We start from the raw sequence: 14095 nt of genomic DNA, 5'->3' as shown, positions 1-14095 counted from the left end.
TTCCATGGTTTCTAATGCAGTGTATGAGTTGAAGTGAATGATTAGCAACAGCACCCTGACCCGCGGCTCATGTCACATCTTTATTGAAGCGGTCTAAAGAAGCGTTCCGCATAGTCGGGCAGCAATCAAATCGGATAGAGGAGAGAAATCGTATGGATGAGGCCATCCGTTCCCGGATCGTGCAGGCGGCCTCGGAGCTGTTTAACGCGAAGGGCTACCGGAGCATTACGTTAAGCGAGCTTGCGGTGCGGCTCGGGATGAGCAAGAAGACGCTATATTTGTATTTTGACGGCAAGGAGCAGATCGCCGAAGCGGTGCTGAACCGGACGCTGGAGGCGATCGCAGGCAGGGTGGCTGCGGTGAAAGAACGCCCGGCAGAAGATCCGTTCGAGCTGTTTCATACCGCGTTTTCCGGCATCAAGCAGGAGATTATGAAGCTGAACCCGCTGTTTCTCGAGGATGTGCAGCGATTCATTCCCGAGCTGTGGGCCAAGGTCGAAGCGTTTCGCGGCCGGCAGCTTGCTTTCCTGGAGAAGCTGTTGGAGGAGGCGCAGCGCCGCGGGCAGATCCGAGATATTGACACGCGTCTGGTTTCTACGCTGCTCATGCAAAGCATCCAGACCTTCGTCAGGCCGGACTTCGCCGCCAAGCACGGCTTCGTGCTCGCTGATGTGGCAGATACGCTGTTCACGTTGTTCATTGAGGGACTCCGGGCGGATAATAAGAAATAAGGAGCGTGCTGCGTAATGGACGTCTATGTTCTCGATTTCGAACGGCTGGATAAAGCCAGCCTGCCGCTGGTCGGCGGCAAAGGCGCTAACCTGGGAGAAATGACCCGTGCGGGCTTTCCTGTGCCGCCGGGATTCTGCGTGACGACAGCGGCTTACCGGGATTTTATTGCCGGCAGCGGGGAGATGGAGCGCTTTTTTGACCGGCTGGATGAGCTGGAGGCCGATCAGCTGGAGCAGATTGCCGAGCTGGGACGGCATATTCGGGAGCACTTGACCTCGGTGCCCATCCCGGCGCCCATCCGCTCGGCGATAACCGGCGCATGGAGCCGCGCAGAAGCGGAGCGCGCCTATGCGGTGCGCTCCAGCGCAACGGCGGAGGATCTGCCTTCGGCCTCGTTTGCGGGACAGCAGGACACGTACCTGAACGTGCGGGGAGAGGAAGCGCTGCTTCAGGCCGTCCGGCGCTGCTGGGCGTCGCTTTTTACGAACCGGGCGATTTCGTACCGGGCAAAAAACGGCTTTGACCACCGTTCGGTGCTGCTGTCCGTTGTCGTCCAGCAGATGGTATTCCCGGATGTGTCGGGAATTATGTTTACAGCCGATCCGGTCAGCGGGCACCGGGGCACGATCTCCATCGACGCCAGCTTCGGGCTTGGCGAGGCGCTGGTGTCCGGGCTGGTATCCGCGGATCTGTACCGGGTGCGAGGAGGCTCCATTGTATCGAAGCAGGTGGCGAAGAAAAAGCTGGCTATCTTTGCGCTGCCCGAGGGCGGAACGGAAACCCGCGAGCTGGCCGAAGCGGTGCAGGAGCATCAGGCGCTGGACGATGCCGTCATTATGGAGCTGGCTGCCTTAGGCGAGCGGGTGAAACGGCATTACGGCACGGATCAGGATATCGAATGGTGTGTGGCGGACGGGCGCTTGTTCCTTGTGCAGAGCCGTCCGATCACCTCGCTCTATCCGCTCCCGGCGATCGCCGCGGCGGCGGGCGAGCCGCCGCACCTGCTCATGTCGTTCGGTCATCAGCAGATGATGACGGATGCCGTCAAGCCGATGGGCTTGTCAGTATTGCGTACCATTTTCCCTTTCGGCAAGAAGAGCCTCACGGCCGAAAGCAGCTTCACCTATACGGCAGGCGGCAGGATGTTTATCGATATCACCAAGCTGCTGACGTTGAAGCCGGCGCGCAGGGGGCTCCCTAAAATATTGGGCAACGTAGACGAGGCCATGGCCGCCGGTGTCGAGGAATTCGTGCAGCGCGAAGAGGTGATCAGCCGGCTGCCCAAGGAGCCGGGATTGGGCCGCAGCGTTATAGGCTTTGCCCGTCCGATCGTCGTCCGGCTGCTTCGCAACCTGCTGATCGCCTCGCCCTCCAAGAGCGGCGCGGAAATATCCGCGCGGATGAAGAGTTTTGAGCAAAAGGGCGCCGATCGCTTGTCCGGTTTATCGGGAGCCGCGCGGATCGAGCGGGTACAGGAGCTGGCGGGAGAGACGCTGCGCATTTTATTTCAGCAGATGATGGCTTATCCTTTGTCGGGCGTTGTCGCCTCCAAGCTTACCGCCGCATTGATCGCCCGATGGCTGCCCGGCTCCGATAGGATGGCGGTGCTGATCAAATCGCTGCCTGGCAATGTGACCAGCGAGATGGGGCTGCAGATTGGAGATTTGGCGGATGCCGCGAGACCCTACCCGCAGGTGGCTGCGCTGATACGCGAAGGGGACGGCCTGCGTTTCCGCGAGAAGCTTAGGACGGTCGAAGGCGGGGATATCTTCGGCACGCTGTGGGACCGCTTTATGGAGCGCTACGGCATGCGCTGTCCGGGCGAGATCGACATTACGCGGCCGCGCTGGTACGAGGATGCAAGTACGCTGCTGCCGTCCATCGACAGCCATATGCGGACATTGGAGCCGGGGGAGCACCGGCTCAAATTCGAGCAGGGCGCCAGGGAAGCGGAGGCGGCCGGTTTGGAGCTATTAGATAAGCTGCGCCGCCAGCCGTTCGGCTGGCTGAAGGTAAGGCTCATGCGGAGGCTGCTGCGGGTGTTCCGGGGGCTGATGGGCCTTCGGGAGCATCCGAAGTACGGCTTGATCCGGCGGTTCGGCCGCATTCGGCTCATCTTGCAGGAGGAAGGCCGCAAACTGGCCGAAGCCGGTGTGCTGGGAGCCGCAGACGATGTGTTTTATTTGACGCTGGAGGAGCTGAAGCGTCTCCTGCAGGAAGGGCGCACGGACGGCCTCGCGTCCATGCTGGAGGCGAGGAAGCGCGAGTACGACCGCTTCCGTTCGCTGACGCCGCCGCGGCTGATGACGAGCGAGGGCGAGCTCTTGACCGGCCGCCGCAGGCGGCAGGAGGCGCCGGAGGGCGCGCTGCTCGGCACGCCGGTATCGGCGGGCGTGGTCGAAGGCGTAGCCCGCGTCGTGATGCGGCCGGAGGAGGCGAAGCTGAACAAGGGCGAGATTATGATCGCCCCGTTCACGGACCCCGGCTGGACGCCGCTGTTTCATTCGGCCGTCGGCCTGGTGATGGAGGTCGGCGGGCTGATGACCCACGGCGCGGTCGTCGCGCGGGAATACGGACTGCCCGCCGTCGTCGGCATCGACGGGGCGACGCAGCGGATTCAGGACGGCGATACGATCCGCCTGGACGGTACGCGCGGCTACGTGCTGGTGCTGAAGCGCAGCGAAGAGGAGCGCCGAAGCTGAGGAGGTAGGCGCGAGGCAGGAACGGATTCGCGCCGGACTTGGCCTTTAACGAAAGGGCCGACACCTGTGCCCCTCCTTTGGCTGCTGATTTCACGACTCAAGCATAGGCCGGCGTCGGGCTGCAGCTGCGGCGCATCCATGCGAGACCTTGTGTAGGGGGCCTCTCGACCGTCCCTGCTCCATAACCGGCGGCGGCCCAGTCGAACTTCAAGCTTGCAGACGGCGAGGCCGACCGATGCGGCCGAAAGATGCCGCCAAGACAGGACGCCTCTTCTGGAAAACGGCTCCTCTCCTTGATATACTAGCCGTATAGTTGTGAGAGGAGTGGAGCGTAAGACATGGATTATCATCGGATTACTCATATTTCCGATCCGTATTTCAAGCAAATGCATGGGCTGATGCAGACCGTATTCCCGCCCGAGGAAGTGCTCGCCTTCGAGGCATGGGCGGGCCGCTGCACTGACCCGGGCATCCGGGTATTTGTCGCGGTTCATGAAGGCATTGTTGTGGGGGCTACAGAGTACCGCTATTACGACGATATGCAGGTAGCGATGACCGATTTCACGATTATCGGCCGCGAGGGTCTGGGTATCGGACCGTTCCTGGTGAAGCAGCGTACGCAGGATTTGCTGTCGCTTGTTCAGCAAAGCGGCGGCCGGCTGCAAGGGATGTTTGCGGAGATCTACAATCCATACCTGGCTCAGGATCACAGCTTCGGCGGCGTGAAGCCGATGGACCCTTTCGTTCGTCGCGAAGTGCTGGCCCACCTGGGATACCGGAAGCTGGATCTCAGCTACGTTCATCCTTCGTGGCAGCAGGACGGGGCGGCCGTACAGGAGCTGGATTTGGGCTTCATGTCTTTCGGTGTGGATGTCGAGGAGCTGGCCAGCATACCGGCTTCGCTGGTTTCATCCTTTTTGGAAACGTACTATGCCATCCTGCCGAACAAGCCGCAGGCTTGGTACGCCATGGTAGAACAGCTGAAGCAGCGGGATCGGATCGGATTGCTGCCGCTGTAAGAAATACGCATAAAGACACCGGAACAAGGAAGAGGCTTCCTGTATCCCGGTGTCTTTTTTTCAACCCATGGCTATCTCTTGAACAGTTTGACGGCGGCTAGGCTGTATTCCTCTCCGAACGAATGTGTCTCTCCGCTCCATGCCCCGCCGGTGTTCGTATATCCGTCTGTATGAACTGTAAAGAGATAGCTAAATTAACGCTATTAAGATTTTACATTATTAAGCTTTAGCATGCTTCCAGGTCGTCGGCTGTCCTGATTTAGGGCAGTTCGGAAACGTGTCCCCAGGATTTAACTCAAGCGTTTGGCCGTCTGCATCCGTATAGGAGCCAGCCTCCGTGACCCGGTCGCCCGAGCGGTGTACATGATCGGCATGTCTCCAGGTGGTCGGTTCATTCGTTACCGGACAATCGGGAAAGGGGTATCCCTTTTGCAGCTTTTTCGATACGCCGGCCTTGCAAATATAATCGCCGGTTTCCGATACGATGTCGCTGGTTTGAAATAAGTCCGTTGCAGTTTTCATAAGAATGGCACCCTTCCTGCTGTAAATTTGCCGGCAGGTTTTACGGTGAAGCTCCAAGAAAGAAGCGGCCGGCATGGTTCTACTTACCCGGTTGGACAAGCAGCCAATCACCCGCGAATCACCGGATGGATCGTGCAGCTATCGCGAAGCGGGGTATAATATAAAGTAGAAGAGGGATTGGGAAAGGGGATTCGGCTATGTCTGCGTTCGAGGAGTATGAGGAACAGGTTATTGAAGAAATTGCCCGTAATGAAGTGAAGCCGAGCCCGGTGAAAACGGCGCTGGAGCTGGCGGGAAAGCCGGTGTCCAAAGTGCTCGATATCGCCCACCGCTCCGAAAACCGGTATGTGCAAAAAGCGATCCGGTCGATCGACGCGACCATCGAGAAGTCGTTGATAAAGACGATTCAGGCGGCCAATACGCTTACGAATGCGGAAGGCATCCGCAAGGAGTATAAGAAAAAATGGCAGCTCGACACCGGCGAGCTTGAGTCTGTCCGCGGACTTCCCTTGCTGCAAAAGGACAAAGTGGCCGATGCCTTCGACGTCAGCAACGCCTTTATCGTAGCGACGGAGGGAGCCGTGATGGGAGCGGCGACGACCCTGCTCGAAGCGGTTCCGTTCGCTCAGATCGCTATTCCGTCCGTCGTCATTGCCGATGTGGCGGCATCGATGACGATGATGTCCAGACATATTTGCCAGATTGCCGCCTCGTACGGCTATCCGTCGAGCAACCCGGCTCACCTTCCGCATATTTTGGCGGCGATGGCTCCTACCTCGGACGCTTCCGATGAAGGGTTTATGGTCACAAAGGCCGCAGCTATCAGCGAAATCCGCGAATCGGTCAAATTCGCTTCCAGGCATACGGGGGAGCTGGCCAAAGGGCTTGTCAAGGATGGCGCTTCCCCTCAGCTGATCCGTCTGGTACGTTTTGTCGCCGAACGGTTGGGCATTATCGTGACGGAAAAGGAGCTGGGCCTGCTGATCCCGATTGCCGGAGCGGTGCTGAACGGAGGACTGAATGTGGCATTTCAGCAAATGAATCATACGAATGCCAAAGATTATTTCCGCAGGCTTCATCTGTATGACCGGTATGGAGAGGAGCCTGTCGTCCGGGCGATCGAGTCGGCGAAAGCGAGCCTGAAAGCGAAATAGTCAGCATCGTGAACCGGCAAAAAGAAACCGCACAAAAAGCCGTGCGGAGCCTGGAAGGCTGACGCACGGCTTTGGCGGTCTTTGCGGCTGGATGAATGTCCTCTAGGAATCCATAAAAGGCTTCTTCTCCTGCAGTACATAAGGCAGGGAATCGATACCGGTCCGGAGCAGCCATTGTCCTGCGCTGTCCTTGTACACTTCGCCCTTAAATTCGTAAACGACCGACTCGGACGGGGAAATGGTGACGCCATGGTCGCTCTTGACCGCAGTGGAGACGGTAAAGCCGACCTCGAAGGTCACCTCGGCGGAGCTGCCCTGGCCATTCATTTGAAGGGTCAGCACCTCGGTCTCGTTTCGTTTGATCCCGTCGCCCCCGGTGATGGCCACGGCTCTTTGCAGAAAGCTGCTGCTTTGCGTGACGTGGTCAATCAGATGACGAATGCTCTGCTGCGCGTCCTCGATCGGCTGCACCGTCACCGTGTGGGTCGCGCTGTCCCACAGCACCTCGGCGCCGGCCGCTTCGCTGACAAAGCGCAGCGGCATGTAGGTGCTGCCCTCCCGGATCACGGGTGCCGCATCGAGATAATACTGGATCTGGTTGACTGAAGCCGTCCCGCTGCCGATCGGCAGCGATATGCTCAAGTCGCCCTTGCTGGCAATCGCCTTCCGCTCGGCATTATCCCATGTTACGGCAAAGCCAAGCTTTTCAAATAAGGCGCGCATCGGGACCATCGTATTGCCGTTATCGATATAAGGAGGCTGCTCCCAGTCTGTTTTTTGCTGGCCCATATAGATTTGCACCTGCTCCGCGGCTGAAGCGTCCTCGGCATCGGCTGACGCCGGAACTGCCCACGACAGCATCATGCAGACCGACAGAGCGATAGGGGCAACCCTTTGTTTCCATAACCGTCTCATGATGAATTTCCTCCCAGGTGAGTCTTATACACGTATCGTGTCGCAATCCAACAACCTTGAACCTATTTCGCAAGAAGAACGAAACGTCCCTCTATGTATTATACGAAATACTAGGGCAAAACGTTGTCATCCTATTATAGAGGATTGTATGAACATACTAAAAGTTAAATTATGGAACGGCCTTTTTCGGGAGGCAAAGGGAAGGTGAGCCAAAAGATCGGTTTCCCTTTATCTGTTTTTTTGGTATCTTGTCATTAGCGGCTTTTCTGGCAGGAGCCAAGGGCGGAGGAGGAACAAATATGGAACAACCGTGGGTATCGGTCATTATTCCTACGTTTAACCGGCATGCGATGGTGAGCGAATTGATAGAATCGCTGAACAGGCAGACCTACCGCCGTCTTCATATTATTCTCGTGAACGATGCGGGGCTGCCGCTGAATTTCATTTCGGAGGACTATCCGGAGCTCGATATAACGCTGGTCGATCTGGAAACGAACCTGAAGCATGTTCATGCCCGCAACCGCGGTCTTGAGCTTGTGCAGGATGATTATATTATGCTGTGCGATGACGACGACCTGCTGCTGCCGACGCATGTGGAAACTATGATGCGGGCGATTGCCGACGCAGACCTCGTCTATTCGGATGTGGAAATATTCGACTATGTGCTGGAAGGGGCGACGCGCCGGGCAACGAAGCGGTTCGTGTTCGCTTATGACAGCGATCTGGCGGCGATGCGGCGGTTTTCCACGTTCGTCGCTTCAGGCTGTCTGTTCCGTAAGGAAATTTTGGAGAAGCTCATCCGGTTCGATGCGGATATGCACCATTACTGGGATTGGGATTTCTACCTGCGGGCGGCGGAGCATTACCGGGTCAAAAGGGTGCCGGTGGCCAGCGCGCTGTACGCTTTTTCCGAGCAGGGGGACAACATGTCCGGAAGCCATGAGGATATGCGTCCTTATTTGGACAGGCTGTCCGCCAAGCACGGGCTCGGGGAGCTGCCGACCAAAAACTTTTTTGTTTTATTGGAGGAGCCGGAGGTGCAGCAGCGTAAAGCGGCGACAGAGGTGCTGTGGGACGGAGCGCCGATCGTATCGCGTTATGCGCTGTCTGCCGGAAAGGGCAAGGCGGAAGAGGAAGAAGCGGGAGCAAGGGGAAGGAGTGGTGAACCGTTGTGATAGGGACGATGCAGCAGGCGGAGACGCTGCTTCAATCATATTATGGCTACGGAACGTTTCGTGAAGGGCAAAAGAAAGTGATTCAAAGCTTGCTGGACGGGCACGATACATTAGGTATCATGCCGACCGGCGGAGGTAAATCGATCTGCTACCAGGTGCCGGCGATGCTGCTCGAGGGGACGACGATTGTCGTATCGCCGCTGATCTCGCTGATGAAGGATCAGGTCGACGGGCTGGACAGCATCGGCATTCCCGCGACCTATATCAACAGCTCTTTGAGCTATGCTCAAGTGGAGCTGCGCATCCGCAACGCGAGGCGCGGCGAGTACAAGATGCTCTATGTAGCGCCGGAGCGGCTCGAATCCGAGCGCTTCGTGGAGCTGCTGAGCGAGCTGGAGGTGCCGATGGTTGCGGTCGACGAGGCGCACTGCGTATCGCAGTGGGGGCACGACTTCCGCCCGAGCTATCTCGCGATCAGCCGGCTGGTCGAGCTGCTTCCGCGCAGGCCGATTGTCGCCGCCTTTACGGCGACGGCGACGGACCAGGTGCGCGAGGATATCGTCAGGCACTTGCAGCTGCGTGAGCCGAAGGTGCATGTGACGGGCTTCGCGAGGGAGAATCTCGCCTTCTCGGTCATCAAAGGCGAGAACAAGCGGGACGTCATGCTCGAATATATCCGGGATCATAGCGACGAGGTCGGTATCGTCTATGCGGCGACCCGCAAGGAAGTCGACAACCTGTACGAGCTGCTGCGCAAGCAGAAGGTGCCCGTAGGGAAGTATCATGCAGGCATGAGCGATAAGGAGCGCGCCGAAGCGCAGGAGCAGTTCCTGTATGACGAGGTGCGCGTCATAGTGGCGAGCAATGCGTTCGGCATGGGCATCGACAAGTCGAATGTCCGGTATGTCATTCACTATAATATGCCGAAAAATATGGAAGCCTATTACCAGGAAGCGGGACGTGCGGGCCGGGATGGCGAGCCGAGCGAATGCATGCTGTTGTTCAGCCCGCAGGATATTCATATCCAGAAGTTTCTGATTGAGCAGTCGATCGGGGACCCCGAGCGCCAGGGGCAGGAATACCGCCGGCTGCAGCAGATGGCGGATTACTGTCATACGTCGCAGTGTCTGCAGCGTTATATCGTACGCTACTTCGGCGACGATGGCGAGGACTGCGGCCGCTGCAGCAGCTGCAGCACGGAGAGGCAGCTGACCGACATTACGGTGGAGGCGCAAAAGATTTTCTCCTGCGTCCGCCGGATGAAGGAGCGCTTCGGCGCGACGACGGTAGCTGCGGTGCTCAAGGGATCGCGCAGCAAGAAGATCATCGAGATGGGCTTCGATGAATTAACGACGTACGGCCTGCTGAAGGACCGGACGGAGAAGGAAATCGTCGATCTGATTCAGCTGCTTGTCGCGGAAGGCTATCTGTTCATCACGGAGGGCAAATATCCGGTGCTGCGCCTTCAGGCGAAAGCCCAGGCCGTGCTATCTGGCGGCGAGCGCGTCGTTCAGAAGCTGCGCATCAAGCAGGCGCCGGCCGTCCGCGAGGTGGAGGCCGAGCTGTTCGACGAGCTGCGCAGGCTGCGCAGCGAGATCGCGAAGCGCGAGGGAATTCCTCCGTATATCGTGTTCCCGGACAGCACGCTGCGCGAAATGTGCGGCATCAAGCCGACCAATCCTGCGGCCATGCTCAAGATCAAAGGGGTCGGGGAAGCGAAGTTTTTCAAGTATGGCGCTTATTTTATCGAGTTTTTCAAAAATTTATAAGGAGCTGTCCAGGCACGGACGAGCAGTAGGGGCCGGACAGTCTCATGAACATAAAGGGGCGCAGGCTTATGGCGAAGCAGAAGTACTATGTCGTGTGGGAAGGTAGAGGCCCCGGCATTTATAAAACGTGGGCCGAATGCCAAGCGCAGACGAACGGATACCCGCAGGCGCGTTTCAAGGCCTACGAGAGCGAGGCCGAAGCTAAGGCCGCCTATTCCCGCGGCTGGAAAGCCTCGTTCGCCCTTGCGAACAGCGCTTCTGCAAGTGCGGGGTCGTCAGCTTCCGGCCGCGGCGGGGCTTCTGCCGGCACGGCCAGATCCGCGTCCAAAAGCGGCGCGCCGGCGGCAGCCGACCTCGACAGCATTTCCGTTGACGTGGGCAGCCGCGGCAACCCGGGTATCGTCGAGTACAAGGGCGTCGATACCCGGACGGGGGAAGTGATTTTTCAGCATCCGCCGATTGCCAAGGGAACGAACAATTTGGGCGAGTTTTTGGCTATTGTTCACGGTTTGGCCTATTTGAAGCAGCAGGGAAGCAGTAAAACGATTTACAGCGATTCGGTAACGGCTATCAGCTGGGTGCGCAAAAAGGCGGTGGCAACCAATCTGCCCCGCGATGCATCGACCGAAGAGATCTGGACGCTTGTCGACCGGGCGCTGGCCTGGCTCCACAATAACGCCTACAGCAATAAAATCATCAAATGGGATACGAAGGCGTGGGGCGAGATTAAAGCGGACTATGGACGGAAATAAAGGGAGTCCCTGGTCAAAGGGTTCGAGCGTTCGCCGTTAAAAGCCGCAGCCTACTAGGGGTACGCGCGCTGGAAATGCAATAAGACTATTTCTTGAATCGGCCGGATTCAAGGAATAGTCTTATTTTTGCGGTTCAGGAGACGATCTGCAGCGACGTCATACTCCGGATCAACGGGTCAGACGGGAGCTTCTGAAAGAAAGGAAGCAGCTTGGGGTTGAGCGCACGCCCGGGCACCGCCGTAACGCGCGCCTGGGATTCGCACGCGTTGGAATTTACAGTCCTGACGTCATTCTTTCAGGGCCTTGGGCGCGGCAGACTTTTGACGTTACTCTTGGCACCTTTACTTCCGGCTTACTTGTAACCTGCTCCCTGTGCTCTCCGCTTCGTTGAGCTTCCCTAGCGGGCTGCCGTACCGCCGCCATAGGGTGCAGCCGGCTGCTGTACTGTCCACGTCCCAGGATAGCCGTAGGAGGAGGGCATCATTTGCTGGCCGCCATATGCAGGAACGGATCCGGTAAAAGGAACCTCCTGCTCCACATACATTTTGTGGCAATGCATTTGATCGAGCCGCGGGATGTAAGCTGTGGTACCCGGCGACAGCGTCTCAGGCTGCTGGATGTGGGGATTCATCGCTTCAAGAATGGGCCGAGGCACATTGTATTGGCTGGCGAGTGTGCCGAAGGTATCGCCTTCCTGGCAGGTATGATGGGTGAAATAAGTCCCGTCCCTGTCGTCTTCTCCCCTAAAGAACGGAAAGTAGAAGGGGGAGAGGAAGAAAAAAGGGAACAAACGGCGGCGCGGGAAGAAAGGGTATGCGGGCCAAGAGTGCCCGAAGCCTCCAAAGCCTCCAAAGCCTCCATAGGGAAATCCAAATGCACGGTTCATTTACAGTTTCCTCCAGTTTTGTTCGGTTTTGTTGATGACTCTGCATTGTATGGGCTGACGCCCGATTTGGTTCATAAGAAGCGGAAAAATTATGTTTTTTTGCAGGAAAAAGCTTCCCTGAAATGTAGACAGAAATCCGACAAAATGTGCTACAATGTGATATATCGCCAGTAGGCTCATCCTCAGGAGGAGATGAAGTGGATGGAGGATTTACTCCAGCTCGCCATCCTGGCCGTCCTTGCTGCAATCGCTGCGGCAGCTGCGGCTATCTGGAGGCTTGTACACAAATATAGACAGCTTCAAAGGGATTTAAGCGATATGAATAAGCTGCTTGATGCGAGTCTCAAGCTCAACTCCATGATGCACGATCCGGAGCTGCTGCTCACGAATGTGGTCCATACCGCCGCTCAAGTGATTGATGCGGAAGCGGCCTCGATTATTTTGAAGGACGAGGAGACTAATGAGCTGTATTTTCGGGCGGCTAACGGGGAAAAAGGGGAACAGGTGCGGCATATTCGTCTTCGGATGGGAGAAGGGATTGCCGGCTGGGTGGCTCAGCAGGGGCGGTCGCTGCGGGTCGATGAAGTGCAGAAGGATGCCCGTTGGCTCCTCCCGCGTGGCGGATAAGACGAATTTTCAAACGCGCAATCTCATCTGTGTGCCGATAAAAGTCCAGAACCGGATTTTGGGCGTGATTCAGGTGCTTAACAAGGTGGGAGGCAAGCATTTCACGGATCAGGATGTCAAGCTGCTTGAGGCCATGACCATGCCCGCGGGCGTTGCCATTGAAAATGCGCGGATGTACAAGCGGCTGCAAAAAACGGTATAACCAACGTCTTATGTTTATCTGAAACAATTATAAGCACCTGCACAGCCGTTAGGGCCGCGTCAGGTGCTTTTTTGTGTGCGGGCGAAGAGGGAGGAGCTCCGGCAACGCCGTTCGCCCGGTTATTTGTCGCCGCGGTCTATGTGCAGGCGCGATTTGGTGTTGCCTTTGGTGTCTTTGTACATTTCCTGCTCCTGGCTTTCCGGCACGAGACTTGTCAGCTCCCACTCGGTTTGGCCCATAGCGGGATCAAAGGGAAACTCGTCTCCGCGCTTTAAGGTTTCCTCGCGACCCCATTCGTTTTCGTAAATGCCGTCTGTCTCGACCTCATCGCCGGATACGGGCTGCATGCTCTTATCTTCTGCCATAGCTGCCATAAACCTCCTTGATATGAATTCGCTCGTTAGTATGCCCTGTTCCGGCAGGATTATGTCGCAAAGCGGTTGGTGCCGAGAGGAAGGAGATGAGGGAATGCGGCAACTTTATACAGTTCAAAACGCCCCGAAAGAGGAGTATACTGGAGCTTGCTTGTTTCCTTTACGGGAAACGGTTTTGTGTACGGAACAGGTAAGCCGAATGTAAATAAGAAGGGATTTGTCGAATCGTATGGCATTATGGGGGACGATCGTGAATGCGGCAGCCATTATAGCAGGCGGTCTGCTGGGGCTGATGCTCAACCGGATGAGTCAAGGCATCCGAAATACGGTCATGCAGGGAATTGGGATGGCCCTGGTGGTATTGGGGTTGTCCATGGCTCTCAAATCGAACAACTTTCTGCTGGTGGTAGCAAGCCTGGTGGTTGGGGGGATTTTGGGCGAGCTGATACAGGTAGAGAAGCGGCTGGAGCAGCTGGGCGGGAAGCTCGAGCAGGGAGTCGAGCTGCTTTCCGGCCTCCGCCGGCGCCGGGGCAAAGGCGATGCGCGCTTGGCCCAAGGCTTCACCGAATCGGCGGCAGGAACGGACAGCGAAGCTGAGGCATTGCTGAACGGAGCGGGAGAACGGGCCGAGCGGGGCCGAAAGCTTCGCCGAAACGACTGCGGGAGCGGGGAGTGAGTCCGGGACATCGGTGATCAGAGCGGGGGAAAAGTCCGAGACGATTCAAAGCTTCGCCGAAACGCCTGCAGGAGCGGATCGCGGGTCTAAGGCATCGGCGGACGCGGCTCCGACGGCTTCCGGCGGGAACGCAGACGGCGGCGAAGCGCCGAAGGTTCAGCAGGGACGGCTTGCGCTTGCCTTTGTCAACACGACGCTGATTTACTGCGTTGGCGCCATGGCGATCCTCGGAGCGCTGGACGGAGGGCTGCGAGGACAGCACGACATTTTATACACGAAATCCATGCTGGACGGGTTTACGGCCATTATATTCGCATCCACCATGGGCGTGGGGGTGCTGTTCTCAGCGATTCCGGTATTTCTGTATCAAGGAATGATCGCTTTGGCGGCTTCGGGGATTGCGGCGTTTATTCAGCAGGAGCTGCTGGATGAAATTATCGTTCAGATTACTGCGGTCGGCGGCATTTTAATTATGGGCATCGGGATCAATTTGCTCGAAATCCGCAAGATTCGTGTAGCCAACCTGCTGCCTTCGCTGCTTGCGGCTGTTGCGGCGGTGCTGATAATGCATGGCTTCGCATCTTAGCGGG

Annotated in this window: 15 protein-coding genes; 11 read left to right on the top strand and 4 right to left on the bottom strand. The window is 57.4% G+C overall.

Annotation, left to right across the window (positions count from 1 at the left end):
- The first annotated feature begins 152 nt into the window (after nucleotides 1–152).
- The 3 genes from ACHHV8_RS34240 to ACHHV8_RS34230 all read left to right on the top strand — a co-directional run bounded on the left by ACHHV8_RS34240 (nucleotide 153) and on the right by ACHHV8_RS34230 (nucleotide 4453).
- The gene (locus ACHHV8_RS34240) at nucleotides 153–731 is read left to right on the top strand and encodes a TetR/AcrR family transcriptional regulator (protein WP_395163923.1); all 579 of its coding nucleotides are present in this window, start codon (nucleotides 153–155) and stop codon (nucleotides 729–731) included.
- A gap of 15 nt (nucleotides 732–746) precedes the next feature.
- Nucleotides 747–3434, top strand: a complete 2688-nt coding sequence (locus ACHHV8_RS34235; RefSeq protein WP_395163922.1) for a phosphoenolpyruvate synthase — start codon at nucleotides 747–749, stop codon at nucleotides 3432–3434.
- Between the two features lie 338 nt (nucleotides 3435–3772).
- Nucleotides 3773–4453: a GNAT family N-acetyltransferase gene (locus tag ACHHV8_RS34230; protein ID WP_395163921.1), complete on the top strand. Its 681-nt coding sequence runs from the start codon at nucleotides 3773–3775 to the stop codon at nucleotides 4451–4453.
- 219 nt (nucleotides 4454–4672) lie between these two features.
- Here the strand turns inward: ACHHV8_RS34230 and ACHHV8_RS34225 are convergent, their stop codons facing one another.
- Nucleotides 4673–4975, bottom strand: a complete 303-nt coding sequence (locus ACHHV8_RS34225) for a hypothetical protein (RefSeq protein ID WP_395163920.1) — start codon at nucleotides 4973–4975, stop codon at nucleotides 4673–4675.
- 197 nt (nucleotides 4976–5172) lie between these two features.
- Between ACHHV8_RS34225 and ACHHV8_RS34220 the strand changes: the two genes are divergently transcribed.
- Nucleotides 5173–6129: an EcsC family protein gene (locus ACHHV8_RS34220; protein ID WP_395163919.1), complete on the top strand. Its 957-nt coding sequence runs from the start codon at nucleotides 5173–5175 to the stop codon at nucleotides 6127–6129.
- 102 nt (nucleotides 6130–6231) lie between these two features.
- Here ACHHV8_RS34220 and ACHHV8_RS34215 read toward each other — a convergent pair whose 3' ends face one another.
- A complete protein-coding gene (locus tag ACHHV8_RS34215) occupies nucleotides 6232–7044 on the bottom strand; it encodes a copper amine oxidase N-terminal domain-containing protein (RefSeq protein ID WP_395163918.1) in 813 nt (270 codons plus the stop codon).
- A gap of 299 nt (nucleotides 7045–7343) precedes the next feature.
- Here ACHHV8_RS34215 and ACHHV8_RS34210 point away from each other — a divergent pair, with 299 nt between their 5' ends.
- The 3 genes from ACHHV8_RS34210 to rnhA all read left to right on the top strand — a co-directional run bounded on the left by ACHHV8_RS34210 (nucleotide 7344) and on the right by rnhA (nucleotide 10740).
- The gene (locus ACHHV8_RS34210) at nucleotides 7344–8219 is read left to right on the top strand and encodes a glycosyltransferase family 2 protein (RefSeq protein ID WP_395163917.1); all 876 of its coding nucleotides are present in this window, start codon (nucleotides 7344–7346) and stop codon (nucleotides 8217–8219) included.
- 8 nt (nucleotides 8220–8227) lie between these two features.
- Nucleotides 8228–9988: a DNA helicase RecQ gene (gene recQ / locus ACHHV8_RS34205; protein ID WP_395164303.1), complete on the top strand. Its 1761-nt coding sequence runs from the start codon at nucleotides 8228–8230 to the stop codon at nucleotides 9986–9988.
- 68 nt (nucleotides 9989–10056) lie between these two features.
- A complete protein-coding gene (gene rnhA, locus ACHHV8_RS34200) occupies nucleotides 10057–10740 on the top strand; it encodes a ribonuclease H (protein WP_395163916.1) in 684 nt (227 codons plus the stop codon).
- 397 nt (nucleotides 10741–11137) lie between these two features.
- On the opposite strand, the gene ACHHV8_RS34195 is transcribed toward rnhA, so the two are convergent.
- A complete protein-coding gene (locus ACHHV8_RS34195) occupies nucleotides 11138–11626 on the bottom strand; it encodes a LysM peptidoglycan-binding domain-containing protein (protein ID WP_395163915.1) in 489 nt (162 codons plus the stop codon).
- 201 nt (nucleotides 11627–11827) lie between these two features.
- Between ACHHV8_RS34195 and ACHHV8_RS34190 the strand changes: the two genes are divergently transcribed.
- Together ACHHV8_RS34190 and ACHHV8_RS34185 are read left to right on the top strand one after the other, a co-directional pair.
- Nucleotides 11828–12253 (top strand): GAF domain-containing protein, encoded by a 426-nt coding sequence (locus tag ACHHV8_RS34190; RefSeq protein ID WP_395163914.1) that lies wholly within the window; start codon nucleotides 11828–11830, stop codon nucleotides 12251–12253.
- Nucleotides 12222–12455 carry a GAF domain-containing protein gene (locus tag ACHHV8_RS34185; RefSeq protein ID WP_395163913.1) on the top strand — a complete coding sequence of 78 codons (234 nt, stop codon included), beginning with the start codon at nucleotides 12222–12224 and terminating at the stop codon, nucleotides 12453–12455. The genes ACHHV8_RS34190 and ACHHV8_RS34185 overlap by 32 nt, the downstream gene beginning before the upstream one ends.
- Before the next feature lie 119 nt (nucleotides 12456–12574).
- On the opposite strand, the gene ACHHV8_RS34180 is transcribed toward ACHHV8_RS34185, so the two are convergent.
- Nucleotides 12575–12820, bottom strand: coding sequence for a hypothetical protein (locus ACHHV8_RS34180; RefSeq protein WP_395163912.1), 246 nt, complete (start codon nucleotides 12818–12820; stop codon nucleotides 12575–12577).
- A 238-nt stretch (nucleotides 12821–13058) separates the two neighbouring features.
- On the opposite strand from ACHHV8_RS34180, the gene ACHHV8_RS34175 reads away from it, so the two are divergent.
- Nucleotides 13059–13505 (top strand): DUF554 family protein, encoded by a 447-nt coding sequence (locus ACHHV8_RS34175; RefSeq protein WP_395163911.1) that lies wholly within the window; start codon nucleotides 13059–13061, stop codon nucleotides 13503–13505.
- 13 nt (nucleotides 13506–13518) lie between these two features.
- Nucleotides 13519–14091 (top strand): DUF554 family protein, encoded by a 573-nt coding sequence (locus tag ACHHV8_RS34170; protein ID WP_395163910.1) that lies wholly within the window; start codon nucleotides 13519–13521, stop codon nucleotides 14089–14091.
- Nucleotides 14092–14095 lie beyond the last annotated feature (4 nt).

This window comes from Paenibacillus sp. TAB_01, assembly GCF_043945595.1.
Classification (GTDB): domain Bacteria; phylum Bacillota; class Bacilli; order Paenibacillales; family NBRC-103111; genus Paenibacillus_S.
The sequence above is the reverse complement of the archived record's forward strand: the minus strand, read 5'-3'. Positions and strand labels throughout refer to the sequence as shown.

Bases quoted from the DNA above. Each gene is read 5' to 3' on its own strand.
- ACHHV8_RS34230 (WP_395163921.1), top strand. From the start codon at position 3,773: ATGGATTATCATCGGATTACTCATATTTCCGATCCGTATTTCAAGCAA.
- rnhA (WP_395163916.1), top strand. From the start codon at position 10,057: ATGGCGAAGCAGAAGTACTATGTCGTGTGGGAAGGTAGAGGCCCCGGC.
- ACHHV8_RS34185 (WP_395163913.1), top strand. From the start codon at position 12,222: ATGCCCGTTGGCTCCTCCCGCGTGGCGGATAAGACGAATTTTCAAACG.
- ACHHV8_RS34210 (WP_395163917.1), top strand. From the start codon at position 7,344: ATGGAACAACCGTGGGTATCGGTCATTATTCCTACGTTTAACCGGCAT.
- ACHHV8_RS34190 (WP_395163914.1), top strand. From the start codon at position 11,828: ATGGAGGATTTACTCCAGCTCGCCATCCTGGCCGTCCTTGCTGCAATC.
- ACHHV8_RS34195 (WP_395163915.1), bottom strand. From the start codon at position 11,626: ATGAACCGTGCATTTGGATTTCCCTATGGAGGCTTTGGAGGCTTTGGA.
- ACHHV8_RS34225 (WP_395163920.1), bottom strand. From the start codon at position 4,975: ATGAAAACTGCAACGGACTTATTTCAAACCAGCGACATCGTATCGGAA.
- ACHHV8_RS34215 (WP_395163918.1), bottom strand. From the start codon at position 7,044: ATGAGACGGTTATGGAAACAAAGGGTTGCCCCTATCGCTCTGTCGGTC.
- ACHHV8_RS34180 (WP_395163912.1), bottom strand. From the start codon at position 12,820: ATGGCAGAAGATAAGAGCATGCAGCCCGTATCCGGCGATGAGGTCGAG.
- recQ (WP_395164303.1), top strand. From the start codon at position 8,228: ATGCAGCAGGCGGAGACGCTGCTTCAATCATATTATGGCTACGGAACG.
- ACHHV8_RS34240 (WP_395163923.1), top strand. From the start codon at position 153: ATGGATGAGGCCATCCGTTCCCGGATCGTGCAGGCGGCCTCGGAGCTG.
- ACHHV8_RS34235 (WP_395163922.1), top strand. From the start codon at position 747: ATGGACGTCTATGTTCTCGATTTCGAACGGCTGGATAAAGCCAGCCTG.
- ACHHV8_RS34175 (WP_395163911.1), top strand. From the start codon at position 13,059: ATGGCATTATGGGGGACGATCGTGAATGCGGCAGCCATTATAGCAGGC.
- ACHHV8_RS34220 (WP_395163919.1), top strand. From the start codon at position 5,173: ATGTCTGCGTTCGAGGAGTATGAGGAACAGGTTATTGAAGAAATTGCC.